This window comes from Zunongwangia profunda SM-A87, from assembly GCF_000023465.1.
Classification (GTDB): domain Bacteria; phylum Bacteroidota; class Bacteroidia; order Flavobacteriales; family Flavobacteriaceae; genus Zunongwangia; species Zunongwangia profunda.
The window spans coordinates 3,834,629-3,852,054 of the sequence record NC_014041.1; the positions used below are offsets into that span (position 1 = coordinate 3,834,629).

Consider the following 17,426-nt stretch of genomic DNA (forward strand, 5'->3'; position numbering starts at 1 on the left):
TTTTTATATCATTACATTAAATTACTGATTATCCGGAGAATCATATTTATGCAAATAAAGTTGATTACCTACTGTATAAGCAGCATATCCAATTCCATTTGCGGCGTATTCCAATTCTAAATCACCGGCTTCATTATTAGATAATACCATCGGAGAAGCCCAGTTGTTCACTTCATCATCAAATGCTAATGTTGTTGGGTTATCTGATGCATTTCTATATAAAATCATCGGGTTATCATAAGCATCAACAGCGATATCAAATGATCGGTAAGAAGCATCTGGAAGAACATCTCCTAAAATTGACCAAGAATTACTTGCTGCTGTGTACTTTTTCACTTTTACCTGATAATCAGTTCCTGCAGCCGCATCAGTTTCTGCATAAGCTAAATAAACATTCCCTTTAGTATCCACGTCCATAGAGATCCAGTTGTATCTAACTATATTTTCAGGAGCCTCTTTCATTTGATCTGCCAGTGTCGTCCAGTTTCCGTTTTCATATTTAAATACAGAGACACTTTGCAAATCTCCGAAATTTAAAGACGCTAGATATATTGTTCCATTAGCAAATATTGCATCCAATTCGACTGCATCATTATTTGCTCCAGTAATACCTATTTCGTTCCATGATGTTCCATCGAATGATTTTAACTTAATCTTTCTTTCACGATTAATATAAAAATTGTAAAGAGTACCATCTTCACTCGTCACTACCCTTGTCTTATCACTTCTTTCTCCATCAGCAATACCGGGTTGACCTACATAATTCCAGGAATTCTCTGTATATTCCATTAAAGAAACTTGATAAGGATCAACAGCATAATCACCAAAAGCTATGAAAGGAGTTCCATCGGGAGATAAAGCAAGATTTACACTTCTTGCTGCTTCAGGAGAAAAATCAGCTGCACCTATTCGACTCCAAACATCATCCTGATAAGAAATAAGGTTTAATTTTCTATCATCTGAATCCTCTGGGTTTGAAATATACCCGATATAAGGCACAGCATTTGTAGGGTTGATACTTAAGGAAATATCTCTCACTTCCTGATCATAAGCAGTTAATTGAGACCATACCGCATTAGCCATTTTTGTTACACTCACGGTATATATTTCATTAGTATTTTCCTCACTAAGAAGGTATTCTACCGCTGCACTATAATCATTTGTAGTCTCTCCACTGACTTGTGTAGCGCCTCCAACGGTCACGATATCATTTTCGGTGGTTGTAAATCTGGCTACCAGGTTTGTTACATCAACCTGTTCAGGCAGGGCGAAACTGATTGATTTTCCTGATATATTTTCCAGGATATAATCCTGAACTAATTGATCATTATCTTCCTGATAAAAGCCGAAAGACATCATTCCTACTTCTGCAGGCTCTGGTGGCAAAGCATCGTCATCGCTGCTACAAGAGCTAAAAAAACCTGTACAGGCTATTAATAGTAAAAGAAAGTTAATTTTAGTTTTCATAAAGTTTAATTTTGAGTAATTATTGATTATTATTCTGTTCATTTTTAGGCCATAATATGGCTTTGATTGCTGGTGATTTCTTAAAGTACACCTCTATGGCTTCAGCAATTTCATTGTTACTTAAGGAATCTATCGATTCCTTGTAATGGGTAACGGCCTCCCAATTTGGAAAATGGTTGAAATAGTGTTCCCGTATGGCTTTTGTCCAATAGGTATTTCGCTGCTTTAGCAGATCATCCATTTTCTTTAGGTTCGTTTTTATTTTTGAAAGTTCTTCCTGCGAAAAATTGCCTGCAGCCATATCCGAAAGAATCTTTTGGGTTTCTTCAATCAATTTATCCACATCTTTTGGTTCGCAAACAAAACTAATACTCTGTCTGCTCAGCGCTATGGGTTGTTTAGTAGAACTTGCCGATACCGAAACACTATAAACTGCCCCCATTTCTTCCCTAAGCTTTTTTAACAAGCGGTTTCTTATCAGATTTTTAACCACCTGATTTAAAAGATCGGTCTGTGGCAAAGATTTCAGAAGAGTATGCTGCTGATAAATCAATGAAACGGTCGCTTTTGGACTATCCCCATCTCTTTGTTGTATCACAACATCATCTTTCAAGACATGCTTTGGCTCATATCGGTATGTAGTAGCTGCTTTTCCTTTAGGTAAAGTAGCGATATAATGCAAAACATCGGATTTAAGAGCTTCAAAAGGCTGATCTGATATAAGACTAATAGTATAATCTTCGGCACTACCAAAAAACTGATGGTAAGTGTCTATAATTTTCGAACCATCCAACTCAGATTCGATATCTTCTGCTTTCAATTTCCTGGTGACATAATCTTCTCCCTTTAAAGCTTTTTTTATTTTTTCACCAAATAAGTCCCCCGGTTTCGGAATTTCATTTTGTTTCGCTTGAATTGTTTGTGATTTAATTTCCTCGAAAATTTTCTCGTCCATCCTGGGGGCAGTCCACTTTAAATACAGTAGTTGGAATGCTGTTTTCTGATCCCTTTTATCGGCGCTGGCATAAAAACCCGTTCTGGTTTTATCTGCCAGTAAAGTAGCTTTAGCACTATTGCCGGCAAGAAACTGACTTAAGGCATCTCTGGTAAAATCACCATAACCACTAAGAGCGATTACAGGAGCGGCATAGAGTCCGGTGATATACTCTTGTTCTTTAAGTGCGTAATATCCGCCCTTTCTAAACCCACTAATTATAATTGCATTTTTATCCAGCTCGGTCTGTTTATAAATCAGTTTCACTCCATTAGATAGGAGATATTGCGTAGCATCAATTTCAGCAATATACTTTTTCGAGGTAATTTTACCGGGAGCAGGTATTTCAGAGAGCAAGTTTTCAGGAACATCTAAATTCCTTTGGTAAGGTTGAATTTGCTTATCTTTAAAATTTAGGTACATTGAAAATTCCGATGCATCCGGTAAAACTGCTTCATCCGCTTTATTAGCAGTTAAAATATATTTTGTTTGTCTCGGTTTTCTAATCTGTTTCAGGTAGTTTAATAAACTTAAAGAATCAATAGAGGTCAGGCTTTTTTGGGTTAATTCAAACTCTTTTTCCGGGGTCACTATAGCGTTACCATAGAAAAATTTCTGATACATTTCCTTGATCATTTTTCCAGAAGAAGGCTGTTCTTTATTTTCAGCATTATTCCGTAATTGTTGAAGCAACTGCTTTTTAACCTTCGAAATCTCCATGGAGGTAAAACCATATCGAAAGATTTGCTCCACATCATACCAGTATTGTTCCAATCCTTTAGCGATTGAATCCTTCGGAAGTTCCGCGCTATACATCAGTGCCGCTTTTACCGGGAAGTAATTCCCCAGACTAATACCTGCTTGTTTGTAAGCAGGATTCAAGAAAGACTTATTATCCAGTCGTTCCTGAAATAGATCATTAAGCAGATTTTTTTGAAGAAAGTAATAAAACTCTTTTTCAGTTGTAATATCCCTAAAGGGCTCTAATAACTGAACACCTGTGAGTTCAATTTTCTTGGTTCCCTGATCAGTTATCACCTTATAATCAGATGCTTTAAAATCATTTATAGGATAAGAAGTATCTGTGATATCATTAGAGGGGATATTCTTAAAGTTTTTCTTAATTTGTTTGAGCACATCATCCGGATCAAAATCACCGGCCACTGCTATAGCCATTAAAGAAGGATCGTACCATGAATTATAAAAATCAAGAATATCTTTCCTACTAAAGTTTCTCAAGGTGGCGGTATCACCGATTACTTTTCTATGGCTATACCTAGAATCATTCAATAACAGCTCTAAAAAGGCTTCATTGGTATTCTGACTAGCATTTTGTTTAGAGAGCCATTCGGAGAGCACCACTCCCCTTTCCTTCTCAATTTCCAGGCTATCTAAAGCTATTCCTTCTATCCAGTCTTGTATAATAACCAGCGTAGAATCAATAACACTTTTCGTCTTTGTTGGAATCTTTAATTTATAGATGGTTTCCCCATAACTGGTATGGGCATTAAGATCATGACCAAATTTAGCACCATGACGTTCCAGAAAATCAATGAGGGTATTCCCTGGAAAATGGGTGGATCCATTAAAGGCCATATGCTCCATAAAGTGAGCAAGTCCTCTTTGCTCATCGCTTTCTTGAAGCGAGCCCGCCTTAAGAAACATTTGAAATTCTGCCTGTCCCTTTACTCTCTTTGTTGGATATAAATAATAATGCAGACCATTAGATAGTTTTCCCGAAATAAGATTAGGGTCTTCCTGGATCTGTTGGCTCATTGCAACGATAGGTAAAAGTAAAAAGGTGAATAATATTCTTTTGAAATAGGTCATTTATGGATTTACTTTTTTAATGATAAATTCGCTTTGATTTTGAGCTGGCCCTGGTAAGCCTACAGCAACATCATCATTATTTGTATTTTCTAGTATGATCTTAATAGTGTTATCCAGGGTCTCATCTAATTCATGCTCCAACCATCTTATTTGAATAGGTCTTTGGTAGACCCCTGCTGGAAAAAGTAGTGGATTTTCAGTAGTAATTATCTTATAATCCCGACCTTCCTTAAGTCCTGTTCCCGGTTCAATTCGATAATTTACCAGAAGGTCTTTACTTGTTGCCGGTGTACTATAATATATATAATAGGTCGCAATATCCCTTCTATTGGAATTAACATTGACTATATTAGACTCATTTTGCATGATATGTACATAGGCCTTTTGAAAGTCTTCTATACTATCTTTATTACAGCCTATCAATGAAAGCATACCCATTGTACACACACCTATAAAAAACTTTAAAGCATATTTAGTATCCTTCATTTTGTATAATATTTTCGTTAGCATTAATTTCTCTTAAAGGAATGGGCAGCGCAAAAAGGTGGCTAGGATAGGCTAATTCTTTGACATTGGAAGAGGTGTTTTCATACCTTTTCAGGTTGTGATGCCATCTGGTAATATCAAAAAGGCGCTGCCCTTCAAAATTTAGTTCCTTTATTCTTTCTTTCTCTAAAACCCCTAGTAATTCATCTTTGGTATTCAGCTTTATTTGTAAACTATCCTCAGGGATATTTAAAGCTCTGGATTGAATTCGAATGATGCTTTCTTTTGCTTGCTCAAAATCATTCAATTCAATTGCCGCTTCAGCCTGTATTAATAAAACCTCCGAAGCTCTAAGCACGTAGAGATCACTTCCAAATTCGATCTGATTTACTTCGGGTCGTGAATATTTCAAGGTTTGATATGTCCCGGATTTCTCCTGCAATAAATTCAGCCTTACATCAGAGGTATCAGAAAACACTTCCATTAATTTTGGGGAAGCCTTGGCTATAGGATCTGAAGTTGCATAAAACTTTCCTACTTGAGATACTTTTTGTTGTCCGCTTAGCACGAAAATCGCCTCTTCTCCAGTCTCTAGAGTTCGGAACATCTCCACATAATCATCATGGGGTGTTAAACCGACGTTTTGCAAAACGATATGGGCTTGTGCCCTGGCATTATCCCACTCTTGCATATAAAGATAAACCTTGGAAAGTAAAGCTCTCGAAGCCATTTCAGACCCTCTATATGGCACGAGATAATCTGCTTCTGGAAAGTCAGAAAATAAATCTACCGCCTCTTGTAAATCCGTGATAATCTGATCATATACTACCGCCATAGTATTTCTAGGGTTTAATTCATTTTCTGCCGGTGTTAAGGTCAGGGCTGGTATTCCTAGATGAGATGCATCCTCAGTATAGGTATAGGTTTGAGCATAGGTTCTCACTAAATCAAAATGGATCAGAGCCCTTAAAAACAAAGCTTCCGCTCTTATTCCCAATAATTCATCCTTATTATTCGGAAACTGAGTCGATAATAAGGGCTGGTATTCAAGAATATTATTCACATTGGCCAGGGCATCATAGCCTTTAGCCCAAATATGTCCAACTGCTGTTGCTTCCTGATCGGGTTCAGAAACAAAATTATATTGTGAGAACATCTTTACATTCTCCCCTATAGCGCTTAGTTCCAATAAATCACCGGCTACTTCAGGATATAAATAAAATTCTGAATCATAATATTCATACACCCTGCTATATGCGCCCGGGAGCGCTGCCTTTATTCCATCTACATCAGAAAAAAATACGGGAATTGAAGCCCGACCGGCATCATCGCCTTCAAGAAAATTCTCACATCCGAAGGTCAGTAGAACACCAAAAAGTATAATTATGGAAAACTTTATATTTCGTAACATCGTTTTTAGAATTGAATATTTGCTCCTAAAGAAATCATGGTTTCCAAAGGATAACCACTCATGTTATTTCGATAAGAATTTGAATTTTTATTGTCATAAGGAGTCCACACTCCCAAATTATCTCCGATTAACGAAAGTGCAAATTGCTGAGCTCCCATTTGATCGGTTATATTGGTTGGCAGTATATAATTAAGGGACACATTTTGAATTCTAATATGGGTTTTATTAAATAAATATCTCGTTGAATTCATCACGGACCGTGTACTTACGCCCCATTGTAATTTCGGAACCGATACCACATCTCCTGCCTGCTGCCATCTGTCCAATTGATCAATGGACTGGTTCTCATCCATAATGTTTAGTCCATCGGAATTCACATCCCTTCCAAATGGGCTGAAAGCATATCCTCCGATAGTATAAGAGGCTAGAACAGATAAACTGAAGGCTTTATAATTGAACGTATTTCTAAGACTTCCATAGAGATCAGGGGTTGAACTTTTATACTTGACTCTATTATCAGCACTGTATTGTCGGGTAACATTTCCATGCGTATCATACCACAGTGGATAGCCATCCCTGGGATCAACACCTGCCCATCGAATCAGGTAGAATGTATTAATATCGGCTCCTTCTTCCCATCTTGTATTTCCGTTATTTTTAGGAATTTCATTATATAGTTCCAGAATTTTATTTTCATTTCTCGAAGCGATAAGGGTGGTATTCCAGTTAAATTTGTCCGTTCTAATATTCTGAGTCCGCAGCGTTGCCTCTATCCCTTTATTCTCAATAGCACCAATATTTCTATAAATTTTCAGTGCTCCAGTTGTTCTACTAACATCAAGTTGACTCAATAAATCGACGGTTTTATTTCGGTATCCTTCGAGTGAGAGATTAACGCGCTGATCAAAGAGCATAATATCGATTCCCAGGTTGGTCATGTATGTAGTTTCCCAACTTAAGTTAGGATTAGCCGCGGTTGTCATGACTGCTCCGGGCTGTCCATTATAGTAATAGCTATCCCCAATGCTGTAAACCCCATTGGCTTCCTGCGAACCGATTCTGCTGTTCCCATTGGTTCCGTAACTGGCCTTTAATTTTAAAAAATCTATGGTCTCACTTTCAAAGAATTCTTCTTTATGAATATTCCATGAAACCCCCGCAGATGCAAACTCAGCCCAACGCACATTCTTTCCAAAATTAGAATTTCCGTCTCTTCTAAAGCTCAGGCTCGCATTATAGCGATCATTGTAACTATAAGACACCTGGCCCAGATAAGAAAGACTATTACGCTCATAATAATTGCCCGAACCGAAACGATCTTGTGCCAATGACACCCTTCTTAGGTGGTCATTCACAAAACCGGTCCCTCTTGCCCCTGTCAAGTTATTCTCAGAGGAATTCATTTCCAGGCCTATAACCCCGCTAACATGATGTTTCTTTAACTGCTTATTAAAATTAAGTCGATGAATCATGTTCCAGTTCAAAAAATTGGATTGGTTACTATAGGCGGTGCCAAGCGGGTTTCCTTCCGTATCTTTACCTGTCCAGTTTTTTATGGAATAATAAATTTCTTCGGTGTTCCCCTGATAGTCTGCTCCAAACTGCCCCGTATATTGTAATTCTTCAATTGGACTATAAGAAAATTTAAAATTCCCCTGAAAAGCGAATGCTTTTTGATTATTATCATTTTGTTCCCGCTCTGCTACCGAATTAAAAAATCTCTTATCTACCCATTTTGGAGAACCATCAGGGTTACTACCTTCAATAACCCTATAATATTGCCTAAAGGTCCCATCAGGATTATATGGTGAAATTATTGGAAGATTTTCATAGTAATCAGATCCCGGATTAAATATTTGGTTCAGGTTATAGGAAGCCGACAAAGAAAGATCTATATCCATCTTAGAAGTGATCTGAGCAGTATTACGGCTACGTAAAGAAAAACGTTGGGTTTCATTACCTATAATTGTACTTTGTTCATCAAAATAAGAACCGGAAATAAAATAGGTGCCTCTTTCACCTCCTCCTCCCGCGGACACATTTACAACCGAATGACTACCTATATCATAAAAAGTATCATACCAGTCTGTATCCGTATCGCTATAGGTATTTATCTGATTATCGGTAAAAGGAAAATAGCGCATATCATTTCCCACGTTTTGATAAGCTTCCCGGGCCAATTTCATATATTGCTCGCCATCAAGAACCTTAAAACGAGTAGCATCGTTTATAATTGATTGGCCTCTTCGAAGTGATACATCAAAAAATGGTTTACCATTGGCACCGCTTTTTGTAGTAATCAAAATCACCCCATTGGCTCCATCTGCTCCATAGATAGAAGTTGCTGCGGCATCTTTTAATACTTTTATACTTTTAATATCCTGAGGATTAATATACGATAGCGGGCTTACACTCGTATTTAAACCTGTTATCATATTGGTTTTTCCTCCGGTATGCATTCTGGTTCCATCAACGATCCATAAGGGCTCGTTGGAAGCACTCATGGAAGCTTCTCCCCGAATGGTAACAGAATACCTGGAACGTGTACTGCTGGCACTTTGGCTTTGCGGACTATATTGCAGTCCCGGTACTATCCCATCCAATAATTTGTCCACTCTTTGCTGCGGCAAACTTTTAAGTTGTTCAGCATCCACGGTAAAACTACTACTTACTTCATTTTCCTTTTTCACCTTTGTCCCATAACTACTGGTAATAATTACCTCTGACAATTGCGAACCAAGCTTCATTCGTACCTCAAATTCAGCCTTACTCCCCACGGGTATTTCTTGTTCCTTATAGCCAACGAAACTAAAAACAAGGGTATCACTGGGCATCGTTCTTATAGTAAACTCCCCATCCATATTGGTAACGGTACCCCGGCTGCTTCCTTTAATAATAACATTGACCCCGGGGAGCAAAAAATTTTCCTCATCTCTCACTACCCCCCTCACATTTTTTTGCTGCTGTATTAAATTGCTATTAAAAGAAGGCTGATCTTCCGCTACGGTATTTTTTCGTATGATAACTTGATTTTTGATCCTTTTGAAAACAATATTTTCGGTAGCGATCACCTTATGGAGTAGGCTAATGATATCAATATCTTTAACATTGACATTTACCTTTCTTTCAATATCAATATCTTCGATACTATATACGAAGCGGTAATCAGTTTCCTTTTCAATTCTATCAAACAAATCCTGAATACTGATTTGTTTGGCTTTGATTGTTATGAATTGATTTTGCAGTTCTTTAGAGTAAGCGTGATTACTAGCTAGAAAAGAAAATACCAGTAAAAAAACACCAACTATTTTAGCAAGAATTTGAACAATAGTCGTCCAATCTACTTTAGAAAGTAGAGATTTTTTCATATTTTTAGTTTTTTATTATTTATTGCTTGTTACAAGCATTTAATAGGGAGTGAGCCACCATTCCCTATTTTTCTTTGATGGTCACCTCTTTATTGGTGATGGTATATTTAAATCCATAGATTTCACTTAAATATTTCATGACTTCGTCTATAGGCTCTTCTCCAAAATTTGCATTTAGCGTTTTACTCTCAATTGCCTTATATTCATTGTCAATGCGTATATTAAAATGACGTTCTAATTTGGTCAGTAAGTCTTTGACTTTCACATTTCTATATATAAGATTATCAAACCTCCAGGCCACAAAATTCTCTACATTAGCTTCTTCCCTTTGGATGGTTTTATTCGCTCTGTTATAATTTCCAACAAACCCGGGACTTAAAACCTTAGCATATTTATCGTTGTTATCCTGTTGATCATATAATTTTACAGCACCTTCCAATAAGGCTACAGCGATATCCTTGTTTTCCTGATAAGCGTTAATATCAAATTTTGTCCCCAGTACCTGGACGTTGAGTTCATTGGTTTTCACTATAAAAGGCTTTTGTACATCATGGGCGATATCAAAAAAGGCTTCACCTTCAAGTTCTACCTTTCTTTCCCGGGATTCAGAAAAATTTATCGGATAGCTTAGCGATGAACCAGAATTCAGATGAACAATGGAACCATCAGAAAGGGCTACCTGAAAAGTTTTGCCATAGGGAACGCGAATCGTATTGTTCCCGGAAATCTTAGAATTTTTATCATATCGGATTAAATTGCCCTGTGTGATCCTAATCGTATCACCTGCAGCTGAAACTATTTTAGTGGATTTCAGCGTATCCAATATCAATTGCTTACCATCATGCTGCTCTAAAACAACATGATCATCGGAAAAGCTATTAATAGTATTCTTCTCATTCCTCCATTGATTCCACAGACTGCCCCCTATCAATAAACCTATAAAAATAGCAGCAGCGCTTAAAATTTTACGCGGCTTCCATCGTTGTCCGGAAACTTTCTTTTGATGGGCACGTTTGAGAATATTTTGAAAAACTATGTCCGATGTTTCTTTGGCAATATCATTAATTCTTTCCTCTTCAGGAAGATGATCTGAAAGCGACGACTCCTTCAGGTAATTTGTGTAAAGAGGATTTTTTAGTAATTCAAAAAATTCATCAAACTCTTCCCTTGAACAGGAATTATTGAGATATTTTTCTAATAGATATGTAAACCTTGTGTTCTTATTCATTTATTAACAGCTTCATTAATAATACAATCGAAAAGGACAGAAGGGTGATCCGGAAAAGTATATTTTTTTAAAAAAAATAAAAAAAACACACTAAATAACTATTTACCAGCTTTTTAATTACTTAAAAAAATAAAAAAATGATAATAATAAGATCGATATCGGTGTTTTTTGAAAAATATTCCCTAATTCCTTCCAGTGCTTTTTTAATCTGAGTTTTTACAGTATTAATGGATATATTCAATTCCTCGCTGATTTCCTGATACGATTTTCCTTCTTCTCTGGACAATAAGAATATTTTTTTGCGGCCCGCGGGCAAGGCGTCAATAGCATTCTTCTTGAGCTGATCATATTCCTTATTCAGGATATATTCATTGGTAGTACTTCTTTGCGTTTCTAAATTTTCGTAGATTTTATTTCTAAAATTTAAATCGGTAGTTGCTTTATTTAAGATATTTAGAGAAAGATTTTTAGTAATAGTTAAAAGAAAAGACTTAAAATTTTTATTCTCGTCAATAGCATCGCGAGTGATCCATATTTTCAGGAAGACCTCCTGAACTACTTCCATCGCGTGATCTTTTGATTTAAGTAGACTCAAGGAAAAATGATATACATCCAATAAATATTGATCATATAAGCTATTAAAAGCTTTTTCATTTCCCTTTTTGAGTTGGAAAACTAAAAATTTATCATCCCCTTTAGCATCATAGCTCATTTGTTCTTTCTTTACTGCTAAAACTTCTCAATATTACTAATTTTCATAAATTAGTACCTACTAAAGCCAACTATTCCGCTACTATTTATTGAATTTTAATTTTTTCATTTAAAAAAATGAATAATTTTCAAATAAAACAGGATATTACTCTGAAATTAATTTCAATATCTCTTCAAAAAATTCTCATTTGTATAAAAGGTATTAAAACCAGCGCTTAATTACTTTAAATAGAAGCGTTTGTCTTGGCTATTTTGATCGAATGTTATCAGATTAAACAGTTCCCGCATTCGGCTGCGAACGCGGTTGCCGTAGCGCTCTTCCAGTTCCGTTGCATTAAGGTTGGTGGTGATGTGGGTTTTCAGTCGTCCCCGGGTGGTTCGATATAGTTCATATCGGGAAAGTAGCACTTCTCCCATCACGTTGGCATCTTTTCCATAGAACCGCCCGTAAGGTTCGAGTCCCAGGTCATCAAAACAATAACTCCCGGAATCCCCATATTCCTCTACGGTTTTAAATCCCAGGTGGTTAAAACTAAACACCACATTACGGGAGGGGATCATCTCATAGGTAGGTTTACCAGGGATAATATATCGAAGTAATTTCATTAGACTGGTTTTTCCGCAACCCACCGGACCATTCAGCAAAACACCTTTTTGCAAGCTGATTCCATATCGCTTAGCCGCTTTACTATCGTTGATAGTATAGGCACAGAGTTTCCGGATCAGTGGCCGGTCTATTTTAAAGATCTTAAACTCCTCACCATAGAGCAGTTTACCTTTTACCTCCAGGTATTCAAGAATACGGTAGAAATCATAATGCATAGTGGTACCGTCAAAGTCGCCCAGGCTATAGGTGATCCCATTTTCAACAATTTTAGAGGGGTTGTCCATAATCTTTGTTTTTAGAAGTTTTTAAAAAATCCTGATTCACTTTTTTTTCTTTTTGCCAGCGCTTATAACGTGCGATCCATTTTTGGGCAGCGTCTTTCCAATCCGTAATGATGTTGCCTTTCGTGGTTTTCCAGTATTGATTTTGGTAATAACTAAAGAACTTTTTAGCCTCGGTAACCGGCCAGTTTTGTTTTTTAAAAAATAGAATGATTTCATTTTCAAAAAAGGTGGGACTGGTATTGTTTATGTTTTTTAATGTTTGTTGTTTATTACTGTTTATATAAGGTTCGTCTACTTGTTCATATTTGGGATAGTAGTGTGCTGCTACTTGTTCCAATATGGGATCCCTGTGATCGTCTGCTTGTTCGCTACTTGTTCGAAAAGTGAACATCTTCACCCGACTTCCCTGATAGGGATTATGCGAGGGCATATACTGGAGATATCCAAAAACATCCAGTTCCCTAATACAGCGGTGATATCCAGATTGCGAACGTACTTTTGAGGATAGCATCAGTTGCTGGCGGTTGATATAAAGTTCGCCTGGAAACCGGGCACTATTCCATTCCTGGAATATGGCCATATAAAGGCTAATATGGGAAGGATTCAGACGCTCATCTTCCATAAACTGCTGATAAACCAGCTGTAGGTGTCGAATATAATTCATTTGGAAAAGCCGGAATGATGTTGAATACGATGAGTATCCATAACTTTTTGAATATCCGTCGCCTCGTAAAAGATCAAGCCGCCGATTTTAACATACGGCAAGGTTCCATTCAATCGCAGATGCTGTAGCGTTCCCGGACTGATTTGGAGCAGATCCATCACTTCCGAAGATTTTAAGTATTTTTTCAATTTCCTTTCCTCGGTTTGGTGCATTAAATTCTTGAGTTCTTTAAACAATTGCAGTTTAAATTCCCGAAGGTCGTCGGTGGTAATAATAGTTGCAGACATAGAAAATGATTTTTAAAATCCCACCGCTACCAGTAAACTAACCAAATCTTCAAACGGTAACGATGGGATGGTTGATTTGACTTTCAGTACAAAACTGGGAAGAACTATGGAGAATCTTTCGTAGTACGAAGCGGACTACGATAACATTTAACAGTATAGCAAATGCGGAAATATGGGATCATTTAGCCCATGAAAACCACTAAAAAAGACTCATCAAAAACCTTATACTAATTATCAGTTGATCATTATCGTAGTACGAAAGAATTTAACACTAACCTCAACACCCTGCACAAACTGTAAATAAATATCTAGGTGAATGAGTAAAATGAGGAAATAGGAAATAAATATTAAAATATACTTTGGTTTTTAGTAGCCCCAGAATACCTTTATCTGTTACCATAGCTTAGAATAAATTGATGGGTAACTATCTTCGTTGCAAAGCCACTAAGCATTTAATTTGAACAGAAAATATTTAAAACGAGACAGGTCTCGGAGTATTTCATCTCGATTATCGAGTAAATTGAAAAAGGTATAAGAACAGAAAAGTTTGTGATATAACATTCCGAAATTAAATTTTCCAACTGTAATTAAGTTTGGGGGCTATCCACATAAGTTTATCCAGGAAATAAACGATCTAGGCTTTAATCCTTATAATTTCATCAATTCTACTGGTATATCTTTGGGAGAGTCGTTCCTGTTTCATTTTCCAGGTACGTCCCAAATCCTGACCGGCAAATTTTAATTTTCCATTCTGAGATTGGTTTAAAGCATCCAGGGTTTTCATCAGCTCCTCATGTTTGGGATTTTCTTTGGTAAAGAGTGGTAATTGACGAGTAGTATACGGGCTAATTCCCATGATAATGACCCCTGCTTTTTTATACTGATAACCATCTTTAAAAATGGATTTCAATCCATGTATAGCCGCTTTTGTAATGACAATGGTAGAATTGGTTGGGAAGGACAGGCTCACTCCACGGCTCGCCTTATACTGTTTCAAATCTATTCGAAAGGTGTTGGTAATTAAAAATACATGCACCATGGTGCAACCTGAGTTTTGTTTCCGAAGTTTAAAAGCTGCTTTTGCAGCATAGGTGGATATCCGCTCCTTAAGATCATTAAAATGGGTATACATTTTTTCGAATGATCGGGTTACTGCAATATTCTTTTTATGCATGACTTCTTCAAAATCAAGGGTGGGTTGCCCGGATAAATCACGTTGCAATCGAATCCCAACCACAGAAAATTCTTTTCGCACATACTCATGAGGCAATTGTGTATACTCCCAGGCGGTATGAACTTTAATCAGGAGTAAGCGTTTTTGATATTGCCGTCCGATTCCCCAAACATCACCGATCTTCGTCCAGCGTAATGCTTTTTCGATTTTCAAGGTATCATCCAGAGCATATACCCCACCGGTACGCAGGTGATATTTCTTAGCGATCTTATTAGCCACTTTCGCCAGGGATTTAGTGGGAGCCAAACCAATGCTGATAGGAATCCCTGTACTTTTAAATACCTGATCAATAATAGTCATTCCAAGCTGCCGGAGATCATATAATTCAAACCCATTAAATTTCAGGAAAGATTCATCGATCGAATAAATTTCAATTTCGGGGGTAAAACGGCTCAGGATGTTCATTACCCGGTTACTCATATCTCCATAGAGTGCGTAGTTTGATGAAAACACCCCTACTTCATGTTCGAGAAATAGTTTCTCATACTGAAAAGCCGGTGCCCCCATAGGGATGCCGAGGGCTTTCGCTTCATTACTCCGGGCAATTACGCATCCATCATTGTTAGATAAGACCACGACCGGTTTATTTCGCAGGGAAGGATTAAATACCCGCTCACAGGAAGCATAAAAGTTATTACAGTCGATTAAAGGAAATACCTGGAAAAGAGTTTTTACCACTATTAGCGATAAAACTGAATTTCTATACGCCAAATCGAAGAATGAATGGTATGCTGTAAGTGGCCCAATACTTTATAAAAGTAGCGACGCAGGAGAAACTTGGAATGCTGTTAAAAATATAGGAACCAGTTTAGATAAGTTTTATAAGAATGGTAAGAATTTATATGCAAATAGTACTGATACTGAAATTTTCAATATTTCTTTGGATAGTAAAAATACTCCCAACATATCAAACATTGACGGGGACCTAGAAGTTGTTGAGGGAACAAAATCAACTTATTCAGTTCTTAATGAAAATGCTATTAATTATAAGTGGAGTGTATCGGGAAATCCAGAAATCAATTTCCAGCAAAACTATGCTGAAGTATTATGGAAAACGCCAGGCACATATACTATAACTGTAACTCCTATAAGCTCCTGTTCAACTGCACCCCAAAAATCAATTGAAGTAAAAGTTCTGGAGAAAAATGATTATGACATTAAAATTACAGGAGACACAAATGTCAAAGAATTTTCCACTAATAAAACTTACAGAGTTTCTGAAAAAGAAGGCATACGATACCAATGGTTTGCCAATGGTGTTGCAAATATCACTCAAAATAAGAATACTATTTCGGCAGATTGGGGACCACATGGTACAGGAACCATTCAAATTATTGAGACCGATATCAAAACCGGCATCAGACATTTTGCTTTTTTAAATATTAATATTGAAGAAATCGAGCTTGGTGCCGCAATTTTAGAGGTTACTAATGCGACTTGTATTGGTAAAAAGAACGGAAAACTAAAAATTAATACAGGAGATTCTTCTATTCCATATACCGCAGTCCTTACCACGGGGAACGAAAGATTTGTAAAAGATTTTGTGAATGATCTTACATTTAAAGAGCTAAAATCCGGAGAATACATGTTATGCCTTACAGCTAAAGTCAATAATTACAGCGATTGCTACACATTTAAAATATTAGAGCCAGAAGTATTCGAGGTTCAAACAAACGCATCCCAATCGAATATTAATAAAACCACAATCAATATGAAGGGAGGAGAAAAACCATATCGCGTATTTTTAAATGGTCACCAAATCGCCAATACGAATAAAGAGAATATTGCCGTAAATACAACTGCAGGGGATTACCTAGAAGTAGTTTCTTCAGGTGATTGTTCTTTATCATATGGGGAGCGTATCAGTACTAACCTAAAAGCAATAGCTTACCCCAATCCCACTTTTAATTCTACTTTTATAAACTTAGAAAAAACAAGGTTTTCAGAAAACAAACTAATTCAAACAAACTTATATTCTTCCGCTGGAAATTTACTATTTGCAGGAAACATTAAAATTAAAAACAAAATTCTTGAATTTGATTTTAGTGAATATGCAACTGGTATTTATTTTTTAAAACTTGGAGAATATAACCCTGAGACAATTAAAATTATTAAAAGATGAGGAAGCTATTAATTTTCATATTATCCATTTTTTGCTTGTTTTCATGTTCACCAGAAAATAGTTCTAATGAAGATCCAAATATTCCAAGCAATCAAGCACCTACTGCTCCTCAATTGATCTATCCAGATGATAACTCTCTTTGCATCAATCAGGATATCGAATTTTCTTGGAATGAAGTTAATGACCCCGATGGCGATAAAGTGAAATATATAATTGAAATCTCTAATAACCGCTCTTTCTCTGACATTTTTAAAACTGAATCTACCACCAGCCTCTCTATTAATATAAATTTCCCTAAGGGCCAAGCTTATTACTGGCGATTATATTCCATGGACATTATGGATAATAAGAGTACCTATTCAAACGCCTATGCTTTTTATGTAGAAGGTGAGGCTGCTAATAATCATATTCCTTTTAAAGCTAAGTTAATAGCTCCCGGCAATAACTCAAACGCTATAAGCGGAACCACTATTTTATTAAATTGGGAGTCATCTGATATAGATGATGATACTCTTACTTATGATATTTATTTTGGAACAGATGGCAATCTCAACCTTATTAAAAAAGATTTAGAACAAAATAATCTAGAAGTTGACATAGAAACTAATAAAAAATACTATTGGATTGTTAATTGTTCTGATGGGAAGTCTACAAGTTTGGGAGATAGATGGACCTTTAGTACTAAATAACGTTAAAATCCACATCATAATAATCCACAGTAGTAGTATCTTCG

13 protein-coding genes are annotated in these 17,426 nt (G+C 36.5%); 2 read left to right on the top strand and 11 right to left on the bottom strand.

Features of this window, described 5'->3' with window-relative positions; genetic code table 11:
- Nucleotides 1-21: 21 nt before the first annotated feature.
- From ZPR_RS16800 to ZPR_RS16850, 11 genes are all read right to left on the bottom strand, one after another.
- The gene (locus ZPR_RS16800) at nt 22-1,467 is read right to left on the bottom strand and encodes a hypothetical protein (protein WP_013072950.1); all 1,446 of its coding nucleotides are present in this window, start codon (nt 1,465-1,467) and stop codon (nt 22-24) included.
- 19 nt (nt 1,468-1,486) lie between these two features.
- Nucleotides 1,487-4,291: a M16 family metallopeptidase gene (locus tag ZPR_RS16805; protein ID WP_013072951.1), complete on the bottom strand. Its 2,805-nt coding sequence runs from the start codon at nt 4,289-4,291 to the stop codon at nt 1,487-1,489.
- Complete coding sequence (locus tag ZPR_RS16810; RefSeq protein WP_013072952.1) at nt 4,292-4,777, bottom strand: hypothetical protein; 486 nt, start codon at nt 4,775-4,777, stop codon at nt 4,292-4,294.
- Entirely contained in the window at nt 4,764-6,188 is a 1,425-nt protein-coding gene (locus ZPR_RS16815; RefSeq protein WP_013072953.1) for a RagB/SusD family nutrient uptake outer membrane protein, read from the bottom strand. Before ZPR_RS16815 ends, ZPR_RS16810 begins: the two co-directional genes overlap by 14 nt.
- Nucleotides 6,189-6,193: 5 nt before the next feature.
- Nucleotides 6,194-9,556 carry a SusC/RagA family TonB-linked outer membrane protein gene (locus ZPR_RS16820; RefSeq protein WP_013072954.1) on the bottom strand — a complete coding sequence of 1,121 codons (3,363 nt, stop codon included), beginning with the start codon at nt 9,554-9,556 and terminating at the stop codon, nt 6,194-6,196.
- A 64-nt stretch (nt 9,557-9,620) separates the two neighbouring features.
- On the bottom strand, nt 9,621-10,784 hold the full coding sequence (locus ZPR_RS16825; RefSeq protein WP_013072955.1) for a FecR family protein: 1,164 nt from the start codon (nt 10,782-10,784) through the stop codon (nt 9,621-9,623).
- A 121-nt stretch (nt 10,785-10,905) separates the two neighbouring features.
- Complete coding sequence (locus tag ZPR_RS16830) at nt 10,906-11,496, bottom strand: RNA polymerase sigma factor (RefSeq protein WP_013072956.1); 591 nt, start codon at nt 11,494-11,496, stop codon at nt 10,906-10,908.
- 218 nt (nt 11,497-11,714) lie between these two features.
- On the bottom strand, nt 11,715-12,386 hold the full coding sequence (locus ZPR_RS16835; protein WP_013072957.1) for a P-loop NTPase family protein: 672 nt from the start codon (nt 12,384-12,386) through the stop codon (nt 11,715-11,717).
- Nucleotides 12,370-13,050, bottom strand: coding sequence for a hypothetical protein (locus ZPR_RS16840; protein WP_013072958.1), 681 nt, complete (start codon nt 13,048-13,050; stop codon nt 12,370-12,372). Before ZPR_RS16840 ends, ZPR_RS16835 begins: the two co-directional genes overlap by 17 nt.
- Complete coding sequence (locus tag ZPR_RS16845) at nt 13,047-13,337, bottom strand: helix-turn-helix domain-containing protein (RefSeq protein ID WP_013072959.1); 291 nt, start codon at nt 13,335-13,337, stop codon at nt 13,047-13,049. The genes ZPR_RS16840 and ZPR_RS16845 overlap by 4 nt, the downstream gene beginning before the upstream one ends.
- 634 nt (nt 13,338-13,971) lie before the next feature.
- The gene (locus ZPR_RS16850; RefSeq protein ID WP_233421319.1) at nt 13,972-15,282 is read right to left on the bottom strand and encodes a Y-family DNA polymerase; all 1,311 of its coding nucleotides are present in this window, start codon (nt 15,280-15,282) and stop codon (nt 13,972-13,974) included.
- Between the two features lie 169 nt (nt 15,283-15,451).
- Here ZPR_RS16850 and ZPR_RS16855 point away from each other — a divergent pair, with 169 nt between their 5' ends.
- On the top strand, nt 15,452-16,693 hold the full coding sequence (locus tag ZPR_RS16855) for a T9SS type A sorting domain-containing protein (protein WP_013072961.1): 1,242 nt from the start codon (nt 15,452-15,454) through the stop codon (nt 16,691-16,693).
- On the top strand, nt 16,690-17,382 hold the full coding sequence (locus ZPR_RS16860; protein ID WP_013072962.1) for a fibronectin type III domain-containing protein: 693 nt from the start codon (nt 16,690-16,692) through the stop codon (nt 17,380-17,382). Before ZPR_RS16855 ends, ZPR_RS16860 begins: the two co-directional genes overlap by 4 nt.
- Nucleotides 17,383-17,426: the final 44 nt, after the last annotated feature.

Coding starts and splice junctions, on each gene's coding strand:
- ZPR_RS16800 (WP_013072950.1), bottom strand. CDS start 1,467: ATGAAAACTAAAATTAACTTTCTTTTACTATTAATAGCCTGTACAGGT.
- ZPR_RS16815 (WP_013072953.1), bottom strand. CDS start 6,188: ATGTTACGAAATATAAAGTTTTCCATAATTATACTTTTTGGTGTTCTA.
- ZPR_RS16860 (WP_013072962.1), top strand. CDS start 16,690: ATGAGGAAGCTATTAATTTTCATATTATCCATTTTTTGCTTGTTTTCA.
- ZPR_RS16825 (WP_013072955.1), bottom strand. CDS start 10,784: ATGAATAAGAACACAAGGTTTACATATCTATTAGAAAAATATCTCAAT.
- ZPR_RS16810 (WP_013072952.1), bottom strand. CDS start 4,777: ATGAAGGATACTAAATATGCTTTAAAGTTTTTTATAGGTGTGTGTACA.
- ZPR_RS16835 (WP_013072957.1), bottom strand. CDS start 12,386: ATGGACAACCCCTCTAAAATTGTTGAAAATGGGATCACCTATAGCCTG.
- ZPR_RS16830 (WP_013072956.1), bottom strand. CDS start 11,496: ATGAGCTATGATGCTAAAGGGGATGATAAATTTTTAGTTTTCCAACTC.
- ZPR_RS16820 (WP_013072954.1), bottom strand. CDS start 9,556: ATGAAAAAATCTCTACTTTCTAAAGTAGATTGGACGACTATTGTTCAA.
- ZPR_RS16845 (WP_013072959.1), bottom strand. CDS start 13,337: ATGTCTGCAACTATTATTACCACCGACGACCTTCGGGAATTTAAACTG.
- ZPR_RS16805 (WP_013072951.1), bottom strand. CDS start 4,291: ATGACCTATTTCAAAAGAATATTATTCACCTTTTTACTTTTACCTATC.
- ZPR_RS16840 (WP_013072958.1), bottom strand. CDS start 13,050: ATGAATTATATTCGACACCTACAGCTGGTTTATCAGCAGTTTATGGAA.